Source organism: Polaribacter sp. PL03 (genome assembly GCF_033875165.1).
In the GTDB taxonomy this organism is placed as follows: domain Bacteria; phylum Bacteroidota; class Bacteroidia; order Flavobacteriales; family Flavobacteriaceae; genus Polaribacter.
In genome coordinates, this window is record NZ_JAWZSV010000001.1 from 247,663 (window position 1) to 265,254 (window position 17,592).

At 30.4% G+C, this 17,592-nt stretch carries 14 protein-coding genes and 1 tRNA gene; 2 read left to right on the forward strand and 13 right to left on the reverse strand.

The window, feature by feature from the left end; all coding sequences use genetic code 11:
- Positions 1-124: 124 nt before the first annotated feature.
- Positions 125-727: a 50S ribosomal protein L25/general stress protein Ctc gene (locus SHK09_RS01050; protein WP_319808911.1), complete on the reverse strand. Its 603-nt coding sequence runs from the start codon at positions 725-727 to the stop codon at positions 125-127.
- Between the two features lie 20 nt (positions 728-747).
- On the reverse strand, positions 748-1,689 hold the full coding sequence (locus SHK09_RS01055) for a ribose-phosphate pyrophosphokinase (RefSeq protein ID WP_319808912.1): 942 nt from the start codon (positions 1,687-1,689) through the stop codon (positions 748-750).
- 125 nt (positions 1,690-1,814) lie between these two features.
- Here SHK09_RS01055 and SHK09_RS01060 point away from each other — a divergent pair.
- Positions 1,815-1,896, forward strand: a tRNA-Leu gene (locus tag SHK09_RS01060).
- A gap of 59 nt (positions 1,897-1,955) precedes the next feature.
- Here the strand turns inward: SHK09_RS01060 and SHK09_RS01065 are convergent.
- From SHK09_RS01065 to SHK09_RS01075, 3 genes are all read right to left on the reverse strand, one after another.
- Positions 1,956-2,798, reverse strand: coding sequence for a DMT family transporter (locus tag SHK09_RS01065; RefSeq protein ID WP_319808913.1), 843 nt, complete (start codon positions 2,796-2,798; stop codon positions 1,956-1,958).
- A gap of 62 nt (positions 2,799-2,860) precedes the next feature.
- On the reverse strand, positions 2,861-3,529 hold the full coding sequence (locus SHK09_RS01070; protein WP_319808914.1) for a bifunctional 4-hydroxy-2-oxoglutarate aldolase/2-dehydro-3-deoxy-phosphogluconate aldolase: 669 nt from the start codon (positions 3,527-3,529) through the stop codon (positions 2,861-2,863).
- 86 nt (positions 3,530-3,615) lie between these two features.
- On the reverse strand, positions 3,616-4,662 hold the full coding sequence (locus SHK09_RS01075; RefSeq protein ID WP_319808915.1) for a sugar kinase: 1,047 nt from the start codon (positions 4,660-4,662) through the stop codon (positions 3,616-3,618).
- Positions 4,663-4,814: 152 nt separating this feature from the next.
- Here SHK09_RS01075 and SHK09_RS01080 point away from each other — a divergent pair, with 152 nt between their 5' ends.
- Positions 4,815-5,855, forward strand: coding sequence for a LacI family DNA-binding transcriptional regulator (locus tag SHK09_RS01080; protein ID WP_319808916.1), 1,041 nt, complete (start codon positions 4,815-4,817; stop codon positions 5,853-5,855).
- Positions 5,856-5,896: 41 nt separating this feature from the next.
- Here SHK09_RS01080 and SHK09_RS01085 read toward each other — a convergent pair whose 3' ends face one another.
- The 8 genes from SHK09_RS01085 to SHK09_RS01120 form a co-directional block, all read right to left on the reverse strand.
- A complete protein-coding gene (locus SHK09_RS01085) occupies positions 5,897-6,661 on the reverse strand; it encodes an SDR family NAD(P)-dependent oxidoreductase (RefSeq protein WP_319808917.1) in 765 nt (254 codons plus the stop codon).
- A gap of 120 nt (positions 6,662-6,781) precedes the next feature.
- Positions 6,782-8,071, reverse strand: a complete 1,290-nt coding sequence (locus SHK09_RS01090) for an MFS transporter (protein ID WP_319808918.1) — start codon at positions 8,069-8,071, stop codon at positions 6,782-6,784.
- A gap of 95 nt (positions 8,072-8,166) precedes the next feature.
- Complete coding sequence (locus SHK09_RS01095; RefSeq protein WP_319808919.1) at positions 8,167-8,868, reverse strand: FadR/GntR family transcriptional regulator; 702 nt, start codon at positions 8,866-8,868, stop codon at positions 8,167-8,169.
- A 224-nt stretch (positions 8,869-9,092) separates the two neighbouring features.
- Positions 9,093-9,959 (reverse strand): PKD domain-containing protein, encoded by an 867-nt coding sequence (locus SHK09_RS01100; RefSeq protein ID WP_319808920.1) that lies wholly within the window; start codon positions 9,957-9,959, stop codon positions 9,093-9,095.
- A gap of 29 nt (positions 9,960-9,988) precedes the next feature.
- On the reverse strand, positions 9,989-11,419 hold the full coding sequence (locus SHK09_RS01105) for a RagB/SusD family nutrient uptake outer membrane protein (RefSeq protein ID WP_319808921.1): 1,431 nt from the start codon (positions 11,417-11,419) through the stop codon (positions 9,989-9,991).
- Between the two features lie 30 nt (positions 11,420-11,449).
- On the reverse strand, positions 11,450-14,527 hold the full coding sequence (locus SHK09_RS01110; protein WP_319808922.1) for a TonB-dependent receptor: 3,078 nt from the start codon (positions 14,525-14,527) through the stop codon (positions 11,450-11,452).
- A gap of 371 nt (positions 14,528-14,898) precedes the next feature.
- Complete coding sequence (locus SHK09_RS01115; protein WP_319808923.1) at positions 14,899-15,273, reverse strand: cupin domain-containing protein; 375 nt, start codon at positions 15,271-15,273, stop codon at positions 14,899-14,901.
- A 26-nt stretch (positions 15,274-15,299) separates the two neighbouring features.
- The gene (locus SHK09_RS01120; protein WP_319808924.1) at positions 15,300-17,558 is read right to left on the reverse strand and encodes an alginate lyase family protein; all 2,259 of its coding nucleotides are present in this window, start codon (positions 17,556-17,558) and stop codon (positions 15,300-15,302) included.
- Positions 17,559-17,592: the final 34 nt, after the last annotated feature.

Sequence of the window (17,592 nt, forward strand, 5' to 3'; positions counted from 1 at the left end):
TCTTCTTTAGTTTCAATCTTAATTTTTAATAATTTAAAAAAATAAATTTTTAAACCTCATTTTACAAAAATAAAAAAAGCGTTACTAAAAGTAACGCTTTTTATAAATTCTATTTTACAAAAAACTATTCTGCAGCTGGTGCATCAGCTTCTGTAGCTTCTTCTTCCTCTTCTTCTGCAACAGAGTTACGAGATGCTCTTACTTGAACAACAACAGTGTTATCTGGGTGCATAAAAGTATAAGCTTCATTAGATAATGAAGTAACAACTAATTTACTACCAACTTTTAACTTAGAAATATCTGCAGATATAAAGTCTGGTAAGTTAGCTGGTAATGCCTTTACTTTTAATTTACGATTTGTAAAACGTAAAGAACCACCATTTAATACCCCTGGAGAAGTACCTGTTAATTGTACAGGAATGTTCATTGTAATTTCTTTTTCTTCGAATAACTGATAAAAATCTGCATGTATGATTCTATCTGTTACTGGGTGAAATTGAATGTCTTTTAAAATTGTATTAACTTCCACTCCATCAACACTAATTGTAGCAGTATAAACGTTTGGAGTATACACCAACTTTTTAAATGCTAATTCTTCTGCTGAAAAATGCACTGGCTTATCTCCTCCGTATATAACGCAAGGAACCATACCAGCATTACGTAAGGCTTTAGTTGCTACTTTACCTACGCTTTCTCTTTTTGATCCTTTAATTGTAATTGATTTCATTACTTTTTTGTATTATTTATTTACATTAAAAATTGTCCACTAATTGAAGTATTGTCTTGCACTTTATGCATAACATCAGCAAATAATGGCGCGCAAGATACTACTTTTATTTTAGAAGTAGCTTGTTTTAAAGGAATTGTATCTGAAACAATTAATTCTGTTAAACCAGAATTCTCTATTTTTTCATAAGCTCCTCCAGAAAGTATTGGGTGTGTACAAATTGCTCTTACACTTAACGCTCCTCTTTCCATCATTAAATTTGCTGCGTGTGCTAATGTTCCTCCTGTATCTATCATATCATCTACAAGAATTACATTTTTACCTTCTACATCTCCAATTAACTCCATATGAGAAATTACATTGGCTTGTTTACGTTGCTTATAACAAATAACTACATCACAATGTAAGTGTTTAGAATATGCATATGCTCTTTTAGAACCACCCATATCTGGCGAAGCAATTGTTAAGTTGTCTAATTTTAAGCTATTAATGTAAGGCATAAAAATAGTTGATGCATATAAATGATCTACTGGTTTTTCGAAAAAACCTTGAATTTGGTCTGCATGTAAATCCATCGTCATGATTCTAGTTGCTCCAGCAGACTCTAAAAGTTTTGCAACTAATTTTGCTCCAATAGCAACTCTAGGTTGATCTTTTCTATCTTGTCTTGCCCAACCAAAATATGGCATAACTGCTGTTATGTGTCTTGCAGATGCTCTTTTTGCTGCATCACACATTAACAACATTTCCATTAAATTGTCTGCATTTGGAAATGTAGATCCTATAATAAAAACACGTCTTCCTCTTACAGATTCTTCAAATGCTGGTTGAAATTCTCCGTCACTAAAATAAGTAGTTTTAACTTTTCCTAAAGTAGTGTTGTATTCTTTTGCAATTTTTTCTGCCAAAACGGTGCTTTGTCTGCAGGCAAAAAGTTTTGGTGCTAATTGATTTGTAGGCATTTAGATATAATTTATGTTGTGTTGTTGTGAGTAAACAAAAGTAGAAATTATTTATTGAGTTTCGAATTAATTTATAGACTTTAAAATAAAATAATTTAATACATTTGCAGTCCTATTAAAAAAATGCTCAAGTGGCGGAATTGGTAGACGCGCTGGATTCAAAATCCAGTTCTTTCGGGAGTGTGGGTTCGATTCCCACCTTGAGTACAAATAAGAATCCTCAACTTTTACAGTTGAGGATTTTTTATTTAATAAATCTTTTTAAATTATTTACTCTTTCTTTTTAGGTAGATATTATAAACTAACCCTAACAAAATTAAAAATATACCTAATAAAGTCCACAAGCTATAAACTTCGTCAAACCAAGTAGCTCCAATAATAATCATAAATATTACTTCTAAGTACTTTAAAGGTGCAATTACATTAGTTTCATGAGATTGAAATGCTTTTGTCATATATAATTGACCTACATAACCAAAAACACCTAAACTTAATAATAACAACCATTCTGTTAAATTAGGATTCATCCAATTATTTATAGACATAATTCCACCAAAAACAAAAGCAAATATCATAAAGTAATTTATTATTACTATAGGGTTTTCTGTATTACCAATCTTACGAATTACAACAAATATTAAACCTAAAGAAACTGCAGATAGAAGTACAAAAAACAAGCCAATACTGTTTACATCTGCACCAAAACCTTTAATAATTAAAACACCAATAAAAGCAATAATAAAAAGTAACCATTGAATGGGTTTAATTTTTTCTTTTAAGAAGATGAAGGCAAATATTGCTGCAAAAATAGGGGATGTGTATCTTAATGAAACTGCTGTACCAACAGCTAAATAATTTAAAGATTGAAAAAAACAGGTTAAAGAAATTACACCAAAAATTGCTCTAAGTATAAGTAATTTTTTGTTGTTTCCTAAAATTGGTATTTTATATTTTAGAATTAACGGAACAGTAAATACTAAGGTTCCAATAGATCTAAAAAACACAATTTGATAGACATTAAAAGCATTTAGATATTTTACAACTGCATTCATTACTGCAAATGCAATAACGCTAAATATCATGTAAAAAATGGCTTTATTATTTTTCATAAAAAAGAGAAACCCTTCAATTTAAATATTGAAGGGTTTTAATATTTAAAGTAAAAATACTATTATTTTCTAAGAGATTTAATAATATCTAAAGCTCCTTTTGTGTTACTTTCAATTTTAGCATAGTCAAAATTTCCATTAGCATCTTTTGCCATTAATTTAGAACCCATACCTACACAAGTTACACCTGCACTAAACCAACCTTCTAAATTTTCTCTTGTTGGAGAAACTCCACCTGTTGGCATAATACTAGTCCAAGGTTGAGGTCCTTTAATTCCTTTTACAAATTGAGGTCCATAAATATCACCAGGGAATAATTTTACGATTTCACATCCTAATTCCTCTGCTCTAGCTATTTCTGTTAAAGTTCCACATCCTGGAGACCACAATACTTTTTTACGATTACAGGCAATTGCAATGTCTTCTCTTAAAACCGGGGTTACAATAAAGTTTGCACCTAAAGCCATATATAAAGAAGCAGCTGCACCATCTGTAACAGAACCAACACCCATTACCATTCCTGGTAATTCTTTAATAGCATATTTAGTTAATTGACCAAAAACCTCATGAGCGAAATCTCCTCTTGCAGTAAACTCCATTAAACGAGCACCACCATTGTAACATGCTTTTAAAACTTTTTTACTAACCTCTATATCGTTATGAAAAAACAAAGGAACCATTCCTGTATCTTTCATTATTTGAGCTACTTCTATTCTCGAAAATTGTGCCATTATAAAAATGTTTATTTGTTAATATTATGTATTCGTTTTTTTAAATAAACGCATCTATATAAAAATTGAATAAATAAAAATATATTTTATCTTGCTACTCTACCAGATGCATCACCACCCATTAATTTCTCAACTTCTGCAACTGTTGCTAAATTTGCATCACCTTTTATAGTGTGTTTTAAACAAGATGCTGCAACTGCAAAGTCTAATGCATTTTGGTCATCTTCTGGGTATTTTAATAATCCGTAAATTAAACCTCCCATAAATGAATCTCCACCACCTACTCTATCTACGATATCTGTAATTTGGTATTGACGTGTTTGTAACATTTTTTTACCGTCATATAAAACTCCTGCCCAAGTATTGTGAGAAGCAGAAATAGAACCTCTTAAAGTTGTAATTACTTTTTTAGCTCTTGGAAATTTCTCTGTCATTTGTTGACAAACTGATAAAAAAGCTTCTGCTTTTACATCATGTCCTGCAGTTTGAACCGCTGCACCATCTGGCTTTATACCAAAATGCATTTCTGCATCTTCTTCGTTTCCTAACACAATATCACAGTATGATGTTAATTCTGTCATAATAGATTCTCTATGTGCATCGTCACAGAAATTCCAAAGTTTTGCTCTATAATTTAAATCTGTAGAAATAGTAATTCCTTTTGCACTAGCAGCTTTAACTGCTTCTAAACATACATCTGCAGAACCTTGAGATATTGCTGGTGTAATACCTGTCCAATGAAACCATTCTACACCTTCAAAAACAGCATCCCAATCGATCATACCAGATTCTATTTCTGCAATAGCAGAATGAGCTCTATCATAAACAACTTTAGATCCTCTAGAGACAGCACCTGTTTCTAAGAAATAAATACCTAAACGGTCTCCACCCCAAACAATTTTATCAACGTTTACGCCACGTTTTCTCATTTCCATCATTGCACATTCTCCGATATCATTTTTTGGTAAACGTGTTACAAAATCTACATCTACACCGTAGTTTGCTAATGAAACAGCCACGTTAGATTCTCCACCACCATAAACAACATCAAAACTATTTGCTTGTGAAAATCTTAAAAATCCTTGTGGAGCCAATCTTAACATGATCTCTCCGAAAGTTACTACTTTACCCATTTTAATTGTTATTTTAATAAATTATAGTTATTTGCTTAAACGTTTAACCATGTTTTCAAAATAAAATCAAAACAGATTATAGTTTGGTCTATTTTGATTATTAATAATATCGCTATATATTTGCTTAAACGTTTAAGCAAATATATAAAAAATTGAATAAAAAAAAGAAAACTACTATAAAAGATATTGCCAATGTTCTAAATATTTCTGCTGCTGCTGTTTCTAAAGCACTTCATAACGACTCTAGAATTAGTGAGAAAACAAAAAAAGCGATTAAACAAGTCGCAGAAGACTTAAATTACCAACCAAATCATTTAGCGAGTGCCTTAAGAAGTGGTAAGTCTAATTTAGTTGGCGTAATTGTACCTAGAACAAATAGTAATTTCTTTTCTTCTGTTATTCAGAATATAGAACAAGTATTAAATGAAAAAGGATACAACATAATTATTACACAGTCTAATGAGTCTTACAAAAAAGAATGTGATAGTATAGATACTTTATTATTTACACAAGTTGATGGCATTATTGCATCTATGGCAAATGAAACTACTGATTTACAATATTATGAAAAAATAAAATCTAGAGGTATTCCATTAATTTTATTTGACAGAGGAGAAAACGATTTAAACGTTGATTATATTGGTATTGATGATTATAACAGTAGCCATATTATTGTAGAGCATTTACTAGCACAAGGTTGCAAAAGAATTGCTCATATAGGAGGTTATAAACGAACTAGAATATTTAATAATAGAATTAGAGGATATATAGATGCTTTAAAAAAGCATGATTTACCTTTAGATGAGGAACTATTAATAGAGACTAATCTAACGATAGAGAATGGAAGAGAAAAAATGCAACAATTATTAGATTTAACGAATAGACCAGATGCCGTTTACGTTGCCGGAGATTATGCCGCTTTAGGTGCCTTGCAAGTTTTAAATGAAAATAATATAAAAATACCTAATGAAATAGCTTTGGTTGGTTTTGGAAACGAACCATTTACAGACATGGTTACTCCAAGTATTACAAGCGTAAATCAGCATAGTGCAGAAATAGGAAAATTAGCAGCAGAAACATTTTTAAATTACACTAAAAAGAAAATAATAACTCAAGAATTAACTAAGCAAATTTTAGATGCTGAATTAATTGTTAGAGAATCTTCTGCAAAAGAAAACCTCTCTAAAAATTAAATTTAAGAGAGGTTAACGTTCAATTCAAATAAAAAATATTTTTAGATACCTAATGCTTGTCCACCACCAATTTGAATAGTTTCTGCAGTAATAAAAGCAGCATCTTTACTAGCTAAGAAAGAAACTACACCAGCTACATCTTCTGGTTGACCTAATCTTCCTAACATAATATTGTTAGCCCAAGAAGCAAATACTTCTGGCTTAGTAGATTTAATTTGTGCATGAAAAGGAGTATCAATAGTACCAGGAGATACTGCATTAACTCTAATACTATATTCAGCTAAATCTTTAGCTAAAGCTCTAGTAATTGCATGAACACCTGCTTTAGAAGTACCATAGATACCAGCACCTGGTCCACCTGCATTCCAAGCAGCATTAGAAGTATAGTTTATTATTGATGGATTATCACTTTTCTTAAGAAAAGGTATAGCGGCTCTTGAAGCAAAAAATACAGAATCAAGGTTTAAAGCCATAACAAACCTATAAAACTCAGTTGTCATTTCTTCAAATCTAGATCTACCACCTAAACCACCAGCATTATTTACTAATACATCAATATGCCCGTACTTTTCACCAATCTTAGTTATATTTGCTGTTACTTCTTCATCTTTTGTTACATCAAAACCATAATACTCAGCAGTAATACCTTCAGCAGCTAATTCTTTAACTCTTTCTGCTCCGGCTTTATCTTCAATACCATTTAAAACTACAGTGTAACCATCCTTTCCTAATCTTTTTGCTACTGCAAATCCAATTCCTCCTGTAGCTCCTGTAATTACAGCTACTTTTCCTTCTGTTTTACTCATCTTATTTATTTTTATTTACTTCTATTATTTACTATAAACCTATTTAACGATACCTATCTGTAATAATTATTTTAATTTGGTAACCTTTAAAAGGTTTTTTTATATCTATTGATCTATTATCTATTGATCTATTGTTTTTCTTACTGGCTCTATCTTTCTAATAAGTACAAAAATTGATAAAACACCTAGTAAAACTGATATTGTTATTGCTATAAATGCTGGGGTATATGAACCTTCTGTTGTTATTTTACCAATAAACCAGTTCATTATTATAGGAGAAACTGCTGCAACTGTACCTGCTAAACCTGCAAGGGTACCAACAGACGGTCCTCTAAATAAATCACTTGAAATTGTTTGAACATTACCAATTGCAAATTGAAAACCAAAAAGGATTACACCTGCTAGATAAATAAATGTCATAAAATTATCTTCTCCTACAAATTGAACAATACTAACAAAACCAATAAAAACTAATAAACCTCCAACAGTAATTGTAATTTTCCTTGCGGCATCTACAGATTTTGTTCTCATTAATAAACCAGTAAACCAACCACCAATTATACTACCTGCTGCAGCCATTAAATAAGAGATCCACATTGTAGCAGCAATTTCTTCTATACTTAAACCAAAAGTGATGTTTAAATAGATTGGCATCCAACCTGCAAAAAACCACCAAATTGGTTCCATAAAGAATCTACATAACAAAACTCCCCAAGACTGCTTGTAACTTAATATTTTACCTACAGATAAACTCTTTGCATTTACTTCTGAAACATTCTCATCTTTATCTATTCTGTCAGATAAAATTAAATTTCTTTCTTCTTGAGTTACCCAAGGATGTTTTTCTGGTGTAGATTTGTTTAAAAATAACCATGGAATTACCCATAATACACCAACAGAACCTAAAATTATATAGGTAGTTTTCCAACCAAATAAAGTATAGAGATATACAATTATAAAAGGAGCTATTACATTACCTATCGATGCACCTGAATTAAATATACCTTGTGCTATTGCTCTTTCTTTTATTGGAAACCATTCTCCGTTACTTTTTACTGCTCCTGGCCAATTACCAGCTTCTCCAACACCTAAAAGTCCTCTTACTATAGATAAAGAAACTAAACCTTTGGTAAATGCATGAAGAATAGATGCTACAGACCAAACAATAATAGAAACTGTAAAACCTAATCGAGTACCTATTTTATCATATAGTTTACCAGACAGAAATTTACCAGCAGCATAACACGCCATAAAAATATTTAGCATTATAGCATAATCTGAATTATCCATGCCTAAATCTTTACCCATTTCTGGCCAAAGCAATGCAAAAGCAGTTCTATCTACATAATTTATAACGGTAGCTATAAATATTAGGGTTATTACCCACCAACGTAAGCCTTTTACTTTCATATATTTAATTTAATTTACAGGTATTAATCTTAATTCTACAGGTGTTATTTGTAAAATAATTTTTGTTTAGAATATAATAAAAGCAGTATTACGTTTTATATATTGTAACAATATTGATATAATGCTTTAAAGTGTATTTTCATTTTTTCTTTTGCTAGCTTAGGATTTTGATTTAAAATAGCCATATATATAGCTTCATGTTCATTAATTCCTTCTTTAGCTAAACCAGCATCACAAACATGGTATTTTTCAAAATTTGTAATAATCTCTGGAGTAATAATTAACATAAAAGTATTCATAGTACTATTACCACTTGCTTTAGCAATTGCTAAATGAAATAATAAATCTTCTTGCACAGCATCTTCGCCATTAATAACTTTATTTTTATAAGCTTCTAACGCGTTTTTTATTTGTTCTAAATCTTCATCTGTTCTTCTTAAAGCAGCTAATCTTGCTGTTTTTAGTTCTAGTAATATTCTTGTTTCAACAAGAGATTTAAAATCGGCTTCATCTAATCTTAGAATATCCTCTATCATTCCATTAAGAGCGATAACACCAATATTTGCAACAAAAGTTCCACTTTGAGGTCTAGATATTAAAAGTCCATAAAACTCTAATCTTTGTATTGCTTGTCTAACATTACTTCGACTCACATCAAATTTTTCTGACAACATTCTTTCAGAAGGCAACTTATCTCCTGGTTCTAAATTCTTAAAATTGATTAAGTCTCTAATACCGGTAATTATTAAGTTTTGAATCTTTTTATTTTCATTTTTAGTAAGCACTTCTAACTTCATATTCTAAATTTTAGTTCATTACTGATTAACCAGTTTAATATTACAAAACTAACTATTTTACCAAATATAATGAGACACTTCTAATTTACAAATGTTAATGACTGTTTTTGAAAAATTAAAAAGCTATATTTTTTCACATAAACATTTAGAGTATACTTGAAAAAATCTATAAAAATTACACACATTATTAGATGAAATTAAATAATGTGTGTAAATATTTATTATTATTCTGGCACTACAGCTGCATTGTCTAAGTAAGAGTCTTTAGAATTACCATCATGATTAAATAAGATAGATATTTCTGTATTTGCTCCTGTTTCAAAAGTTACAGTAAGTGTATTAAAATTACCTTTACCTTCATTTACTATTCCAGATTCTTGACCTAATAAAGTTGCCCCAGCAAATTCGCTAAAATCTGCTAACTGACCATCTATAACAGATGCTATAATAGCATCTCCATCTGCCTGTAACGCATAACGTGCTGTTAAAACATATTTAGTATTAGGTGAAACAGAAAAAGCTTGATATGTAACTCTGTTATTAGTACTTCCTGAAGGAAATTTTGCACCTCTACTATTTTCACCGTCACTAGTTGTTTGGTGAATTGTACTTCCACTTAATCTCCAACAATCTTTACTTGCTCCTGTACCACAAACACCTGCAACATCTTCAAAATCTGCACCAGATAATTCTGGTGTAATTGCGATAATAACTAAAGGTTTTACAACAGTAATATCTTGTGTACTTGTACTAGAAACTCCTAAACCATCTTTAGATATTAAAGTAACTGTATAAGTTCCTTCATCTGCATAAGTATGTATTGGCTCTACTTCTGTTGAAGAACCATTATCTCCAAAAGACCAAGCATAAGTTGTTGAGCTTTCTGATTGATTAGAAAAAGTATAATCTTTCCACTCTTCATCTGGACCAACACCTTGTGTGTAAGAAAATACTGCTTTTGGCGGCGTATTATCTGCTATAGAACCTGTTTCTGGCAAAACATTTTCTTCACATGAAAAGAATGTTATTGTTGCTACAAACATAATGAGAGCACTCATTATGTTTGTTAATTTATATTTTTTATTAATCATAATATATTGTTTTTAAAAAAGTTAACAAATTAATATCCAGCATTCTGAGTTAACAAACCATTACTTAAACCAATTTCTATTTGTGGAATTGGTAATAAAAGATCTGTAGAACTAAAACTCCCTCCAGAATTAGCTGAAAAATCACTTAAAACATCTTGTGCTACTCCCATTCTTGTTAAATCGAAGAATCTATGGTTTTCAAATGCTAATTCTACTCTTCTTTCATCTAGTAATTCTTGTTTAGATATAGAAGCCACAGCAGTTGTTAAGCCTGCTCTATCTCTAATTGCTTGAAAAGATGCCAACGCTGCAGTACTTGTAGTAGTTTCTGCACCAGCCATAATTGCTTCTACGTGCATTAATAAAACGTCTGCGTATCTTAAAACAATCCAATCATTTCCTGCTGAAGTTGGATCTGCAGAAGTAACTGGTATTCCTAAATTCGCATCTCCATTAGGCAAGTATTTTACAACTTGATATTGACCTGCTTGTGCAGAATCTTCTCTGTAAGATAATGCTGTTCTATTACCTCCCATTGCATCTAAAGCAGCCTTAGCCTCTACGGTAACATAGTTTACACCACTTGTTCTACCAACTGCGTTTAACCATTCTGCAGAAAAATTTTGACTATCATCATTTGACCCTGCAAGAAAACCTATAGAGAAAATTGTTTCTTTGTTTCCTTCATTATAAAATATATCTTTAAAATCTGTTTCTAAACCAAAACCTCTTGCTGGGTTCATTATAGATTCTAATAATACTTGTGCTTCACTATGTCTTCCTAATGTTAAAAACACTTTAGCTAAAAGTCCTTCTGCACCAGCTTTAGACGCTCTATCTTTAAATGTATCATCTAAATTAGCTACCGCTGTTTGTAAATCTGCAACTATTAATTCGTAAATGTTACTTTGTGCAACTCTTGTAAAAGAAGTTTCTTTATCTAAAGGTGCAATTACTTTATCTATTAATGGAATATCTCCAAAAAGACGTACTAAGTTAAAATAAGCATAAGCTCTAACAAATTTTGCTTCTGCTTCAAACTGAGTGCTTGACGCACCTGCTGCTTCTAAATTAGCTAAAACTAAGTTAGCTCTATAAATTACATTGTAATAACTTCTGTAATAATCTGCTACAATACCATTTGTAGATTCTACTGTATAAAACTCAAACTGAGCAGATTCTCCTTCTTGACTTTTAGTTCTTGTATTATCGCTACGCATTTCTGTAACATAAAATTCTACTTGAACTCCATGATTTAAACTAGAACCTGTGTCTTTTGCTGCGTTAAAACCTTGTATACCATCATACATATTTACAACCGCAGTTTCAACTTCTTCTGCAGTAGTAAAATAAGTATCTGAACTAATACCTGTTGTTAAGTCTGGTGTTAAAAATGTGTCTTCACAAGAAGAAACAAATACAGCTACTACAAGTACAATTAAAAATTTAATTTGTTTCATAATATTTTCTATTTTTAAATTCATTGTTTCTTAAAATTCTACATTTAAACCTACAGTTACAGTACTAAATACTGGTGCACCAGCTCTTTGGTAACCATATGTAGTTGCACTTGTATTATCTACAGACTCTGGGTTAAAACCAGTATAGTTACTTGCTGTTAAGTACATAAGATTTTGTCCTGAAACATAAAGTCTCATTTTAGACATTTTAATCTTTTCTAAAACAGAACTATTAAATGTGTAACCAATATTTACATTTCTTAATGCTACATAAGATGCATCTTGAATAATATCATCTGTAAATATTTTTTGCTTAATAAATTGTTGATTTGGAGTTGTAGAGATAAAATCTTGACCACTGTTAAAGTGATTTAAGATATACTGATCTCCCATGTTTCTAATTTCTGCACCATGGCTTCCTTGAAACATAAAACTAAAATCTACAGCACCTACTTTAAATTCGTTAGAGAAACTCCAAACTAAATCTGGATAAGGATTTCCTAAGATTGTTTTATCATCATCATCAATTAAACCATCTCCATTTAAATCTTTTACATATACATCTTGTGCTTCTGCACCAATTGGATGAAAAGGATTGCTAAGAAATTCTCTTGGAATATCTCTTTCTACTACCCAACCATAAAATGATGAAATAGGGTTTCCTTCTAAATTAATCCATTCTGATGCTCTTTTAGAATCTACATTTTGAATTTGACCATTAGAATCTGCAAAATCATTTAACTGATTCTTGTTTTTAGAAGCAATAAGTGTAGAAGACCATTTAAAGTTTTCTTTGTTAACGTTTCTTGTTCTTAATTCTAATTCTATACCACTATTTTCTACTTCACCTAAATTAACAAGTGCATTTGTAAAACCTGTTGTAGAAGATATTGGGTTATATAATAATAATTGATCTGATGTTCTAGAGTAATAATCTACAGAACCTGTAAGAAAATTATTAAATAAACTAAAATCTACACCTGGGTTAAATTCTACTTGTCTTTCCCACTTTAAATCTGGGTTTGCAATATTTAAAGGGTTTACAACTAAAGTTGAGTTACCACCTGAAACACCTGTTGTAGTATCATCTAAGATTGCTAAGTAAGGATAGTTATCTACTAAACGATTTCCTGTTCTAAAATCATTATTACCAGTAACACCGTAACTAATTCTAAATTTTAATTTATTAATTACTTCGCTATCACTTAAAAAATCTTCATTATGAACATTCCAACCTCCTGATAAAGCTACAAAATTTCCATATTTATTATTTGGTCCAAAAACAGAACTACCATCTCTTCTAAAACTTGCTGAAGCTAAAAACCTGTCATCATAAACATAATTTACTCTTGTAAAAAATGATAATAATGTGTTTTCATATTCATACTGATTTCTATCTGTTATACTTGCTGCTGCATTAATATATTGTCTAGAATCATCTGTAAAAACAGAACCTTGTACACTTTCAAACTCTAGTTTTGTTTGTTCTGCTGTAATACCAACTATGGCACCAATAGTGTGCTTGTCGATATCTTTACTAAATGATAAAATATTATCTACAACTATATGATATGATTTTTGCATAGTACTATCTAATCTAGATGCACTTGCCCCGTTTCTATTAGACAATACTCCTTGGTATCTAGATTGTCTTGTTCTAGAATAATCTCCAGAAACAGCCGTTTTAAAGTTTAAATCTTTATTAATTTTATATTTAGCATATAAACTTCCAAAAAGTTTCAATTTAAAATCTCTTCTATCTCTTTCTAAGATTTTTGCTGCTGGGTTTGTATTAGAAGTATTACTAATATCCGTTCCACTTCCTGCACTTGGTGCTCCTGCAACTAAATCATAATCATCAAACATACGTTGTTGCGCATAGTCTCCAATTTTAGCATCTGAAAATTTACCACCATCTCTAAATCTGTTTACAAATTTAATATTATCTGCATCTAAATAAACTGGCAACCAAGAGGGTTGTCTTAAAATATCATGAGTAGAACCATCAAATCTTCTTCTTTCATTAAATGAAGGATTGAAACGACCACCAATAGTAAATTTATCATTTACCTTATACTCTAATTTACCATTAAAACTGTATTTCTTAAAATCATCAGTTAAAAGAACACCTTCATCATGTAAGTAGTTTATTGCAGCACTAAACTTAAGTTTTTCATTACCTCCACGCACACTAAACGCATGGTTTGTAATTGCACCACCATTAAAAATTACATCTTGCCAATCTGTACGATCTCCAATTAATTGCTTGTATTTTGTTTTATCTGTTAAACCATAAGTATAGTTTAATTCATCTTGTGCACTTTGTGCTACCGTACTGTTATAAGCATCACTTTTTCTTGCAGTTTTATACCCAGTAAAAGTACTATAAGAATATTTTGTTTTTCCTGATTTACCACTTTTAGTAGTAATCATAATAACTCCATTACCTCCTCTAGAACCATAGATTGCACCAGATGCAGCATCCTTTAAAACCTCAAAAGATTCAACATCATTCATATCCATAGATCCTAAGAAGTCTGAATCTACAACAATACCATCTACAACAACTAATGGACCAGAATTACCAGTAATAGAACCAGTACCTCTAATTCTAATAGTAGGAGCTGAACCAGCTTCTCCTTCTGTAGCTTGAATATTTACACCAGAAACTTGCCCTACTAAAGCATCATCTACTCTAGAAACAGCAATTTGATCTAATTTTTCGTTTTTAACTTTAGAAATAGCCCCTGTTAAATGACTTTTTCTCTGAGTACCATAACCAACTACTACAATTTCATCTAACGTACTAGCATCTTCTGTTAAGGCTGCATTAATTGTTTTTTGATTTGTAACTGTAATTTTTTTAGAAGTAAACCCTAAATAAGAAAATTCTAGTACTTGACCAGATTTTACTTTAATTTGGTAGTTACCATCAAAATCGGTACTTGTTCCCGTTTTTGTTCCAACGACAATAATGTTGGCACCTAAAATTGGCTCACCATCTGTTTTGGATGTAACGTTTCCTTTTACTGTAACGATTTCCTGTGCGTAATTAGTTACACTTAAGAGAAGCATTGCAATAAATACTAACTTAATTTTTAAGTTCATAGTTAATTGTTTTGAATTAATGTGTTTAATTTAAATAAGAAATTTCAGAAACTTCTAATAGAATAATTTTAAGAATAAATACTGCTATATTTAATTCTTAAAATTTATAAAATTCTACCTAATTTCTAAAAAAACATATCTGGTTTCCCAAAGTGGTAAACCAAATTGGTTAACCAAAGATATGTTTTTTTTTGAAATAAAAAAATAGTTTGTTAATTATTTCATAAAACCCTCTTTAATAGTACTAAAGACAGCTATTAAATTTTCTAATCTTTGTGTACATACGCTATGTTTATACAAACATTAAAAAAAGAAATTATAAAATTAAATGAAGGTAATTTAAGATACTAACATAAATAATAGTTTTTATTTTAAGATTTGTCTCCAAAGTAAGACACTTCACCTCCACTTAAGAAATCTTCTCTTACTGGGCTAAATGTATCAATTAACTGCCCTTCTTCTAAACAAATTGCACTATGTAGTAAATTAGGTTCAATATATACTCCATCTCCTGCTTCTACAATTTGCTTTTCTCCATTTATTTCAAATTCAAATTTACCAGACACGCAATATGTAGCTTGTGTATGAAAATGTTGATGTGGTGCACCTAATGCCCCTTTCTCAAATTTTACGCTCACCATCATTATTTGATTATCGTAACCTAAAAACTTTCTTGATACTCCTCCACCAAGTTCTTCCCATTTTAATTCTTTTGCAATGACATATTTTTCACTGAATCTATTCATTTTTTCCATTTTATTTTATGATTAGTTTATTTGAAATAATAAGAACCAGACCACTCATAATTCTTATTGTTAATTTTTATTTTATGTTTTGTTTCTTTAGAAGCATTTGTATTTGCTGTTATAAACAACTTAGTAACACCTTTTAAATTACGTACTGAAACCGCAGTATAAGCATCAGTATCTAAAACTACTTTTAATTCTTTTATATTACTTTTTGAATTTGTGGCAGACTCTGAAACAGGACTATAACTACCATGTGCTTCTATACTAGAAACAAAAATTGTGTTTTTGGTGTTTTTTCTCCTAACCATTAACGCTGCTTCTCTTCTTAAATTAAATTCTGGGTCATTAGCACCAATTCTTGTAAAAAGTAATTCATCTGCTTTATTAGTAACAGATGTTAACGTATAAAATTTACCTTTATTTAACCAAGATAATTTACTATTCTCTTCTAAAACTTTTGCTGTACCTTCTAGATATAAATGTTGATATCCGTTTTTAGAACCTAAAGGTTTTAAGGTTGTTGGTATTTTATACTCAAAATTTGTATTTAATACTTGCCCTAAGAAATAATACGGAAAATCGTACTGATTCGCTTTATTAGAAACTATTTTCATAATATCTAAAACATAAGGTTTTTCAAAATCTTCGCCTTTAATAATTGCCATAGTACGTAACATCGTTGTTCCTGGATATGCGTTCGTTTCTTTTGCACTTACAACTTTAATGTTTTTACTTTCTGATGAAAAATAATTTAAAACAGAATGATGCTGACTTCCTATTTCATACTTCGCATTAAAATGAGATGTTTCATTTTGGGTAACAGTATTATGAGCAATTGTTTGTTTTGCCCAAGTTTTGTTTTCCTTCAAATAATTTCCACCACCTTTTTGTTCGATATTTACAAAACGAGCTAAACCATAATCTTGAATTACTTCTTCACCTTTTTCATATAATGAATATGACAACTTATCATAATGACCATGACTAGAACCTTGTGCTGCATATTTAAAAACAAGCTCTATATCTTCATTTCTTAAAATACCAACACCACCTTGTGTACCATCTGGTCCATCAGATAAATTAATAGATTTTTTTTCAAATGGCTTAGCTTTACCTTCCTTTATACCAAGCGCTACTGCTAAACCAGAATCATCTAATAAAACACGGTCTTGGTCTTTAGCAATACTTAATAAACCTGGGTTTTTATCACCAAAATGATACGAAATATCTACTGCTGTTACCAGTGCACTTGTATAATAAGACATTCCTTTTTGCCCATCGTTTAAAGGGAAGAAATCTCCATTTGCATCAGATAAATTCAATAATGCATTAATAGATTTTAGCAAAACACCTTCTTTGTATTCAAATATTTTTAATGCTGGTTTTACATTATGTAATCCTTCAGCAAAAATTAAAAAAGGATACATTGCATAACGTTGATAATATGGCCCTTCATTATAATAACCATCTGGCGAAAAAGGTTCTTCTATGTTTGCTAAAAAACCAGCTTTACCATCTTTATTTAAAAAGCCTCCATCATCATCTTTTTCTTCAGAATTTAATTTTAAATCTTTAATTCCGTATAAAGCTCTGTCTATTAATTCTTGATCATCCATAACCAAACCAATCATACCAACAGCTGCATTTCCCCAGGTACTGTGGTTATGAACTCTTTGGTAAAACTGCGGATTACCAATAGAAATATAATCTGCAAATGGTTTAAATAAATTAGTTTCTAACTTAGTACGTTCTTCTTCAGATAAATAATTATAAATACAATCATACGCTTGACTTACATAAACCAACCAATTAGAATCGTTTAAACATTGCCAAAACAACTTACCTCTTGCGTATGATCTAGTTTTAGGGTGAATGGGTAATGTTTTATACATTGCCTCATATTGCATTAACATGTCTTTTACATATTTCGCGTATTTTTCATCATCTAAAATCTGATATAAAACTCCTGCCTTTTGCAAAACAACCATATTACGTTTATGACGTACATGTGTATAACCACCAGAATAATCTTTTGGAATTGGCGTATCGATTCCTAAGGCAATTTCTGCATCTATTTCTTCTTTAACTTTAGCTAAAGTTTTATCAAAAATTGGAACAGAGCCCAAAGAAGCTCTAATTTTTTCTACTCCATTTTTTGTTAAAATTAATTTTGGATGTTGATTGGAATCACTAATAGAATTGGCTGTTTTTTCTTGAATATTCCCTTTACAAGAGAATGTTAAAACTAGTAATAAGAGAGATAATTTATTTATGAATTTCATAAAAGAATAATTTTAATTTAATTATAAAACGTTG

What these genes read in the sequence shown, in the direction of transcription:
- SHK09_RS01050 (WP_319808911.1), bottom strand. Translation starts at nt 727, where the DNA reads ATGAAATCAATTACAATTAAAGGATCAAAAAGAGAAAGCGTAGGTAAA.
- SHK09_RS01055 (WP_319808912.1), bottom strand. Translation starts at nt 1,689, where the DNA reads ATGCCTACAAATCAATTAGCACCAAAACTTTTTGCCTGCAGACAAAGC.
- SHK09_RS01065 (WP_319808913.1), bottom strand. Translation starts at nt 2,798, where the DNA reads ATGAAAAATAATAAAGCCATTTTTTACATGATATTTAGCGTTATTGCA.
- SHK09_RS01070 (WP_319808914.1), bottom strand. Translation starts at nt 3,529, where the DNA reads ATGGCACAATTTTCGAGAATAGAAGTAGCTCAAATAATGAAAGATACA.
- SHK09_RS01075 (WP_319808915.1), bottom strand. Translation starts at nt 4,662, where the DNA reads ATGGGTAAAGTAGTAACTTTCGGAGAGATCATGTTAAGATTGGCTCCA.
- SHK09_RS01085 (WP_319808917.1), bottom strand. Translation starts at nt 6,661, where the DNA reads ATGAGTAAAACAGAAGGAAAAGTAGCTGTAATTACAGGAGCTACAGGA.
- SHK09_RS01090 (WP_319808918.1), bottom strand. Translation starts at nt 8,071, where the DNA reads ATGAAAGTAAAAGGCTTACGTTGGTGGGTAATAACCCTAATATTTATA.
- SHK09_RS01095 (WP_319808919.1), bottom strand. Translation starts at nt 8,868, where the DNA reads ATGAAGTTAGAAGTGCTTACTAAAAATGAAAATAAAAAGATTCAAAAC.
- SHK09_RS01100 (WP_319808920.1), bottom strand. Translation starts at nt 9,959, where the DNA reads ATGATTAATAAAAAATATAAATTAACAAACATAATGAGTGCTCTCATT.
- SHK09_RS01105 (WP_319808921.1), bottom strand. Translation starts at nt 11,419, where the DNA reads ATGAAACAAATTAAATTTTTAATTGTACTTGTAGTAGCTGTATTTGTT.
- SHK09_RS01110 (WP_319808922.1), bottom strand. Translation starts at nt 14,527, where the DNA reads ATGAACTTAAAAATTAAGTTAGTATTTATTGCAATGCTTCTCTTAAGT.
- SHK09_RS01115 (WP_319808923.1), bottom strand. Translation starts at nt 15,273, where the DNA reads ATGAATAGATTCAGTGAAAAATATGTCATTGCAAAAGAATTAAAATGG.
- SHK09_RS01120 (WP_319808924.1), bottom strand. Translation starts at nt 17,558, where the DNA reads ATGAAATTCATAAATAAATTATCTCTCTTATTACTAGTTTTAACATTC.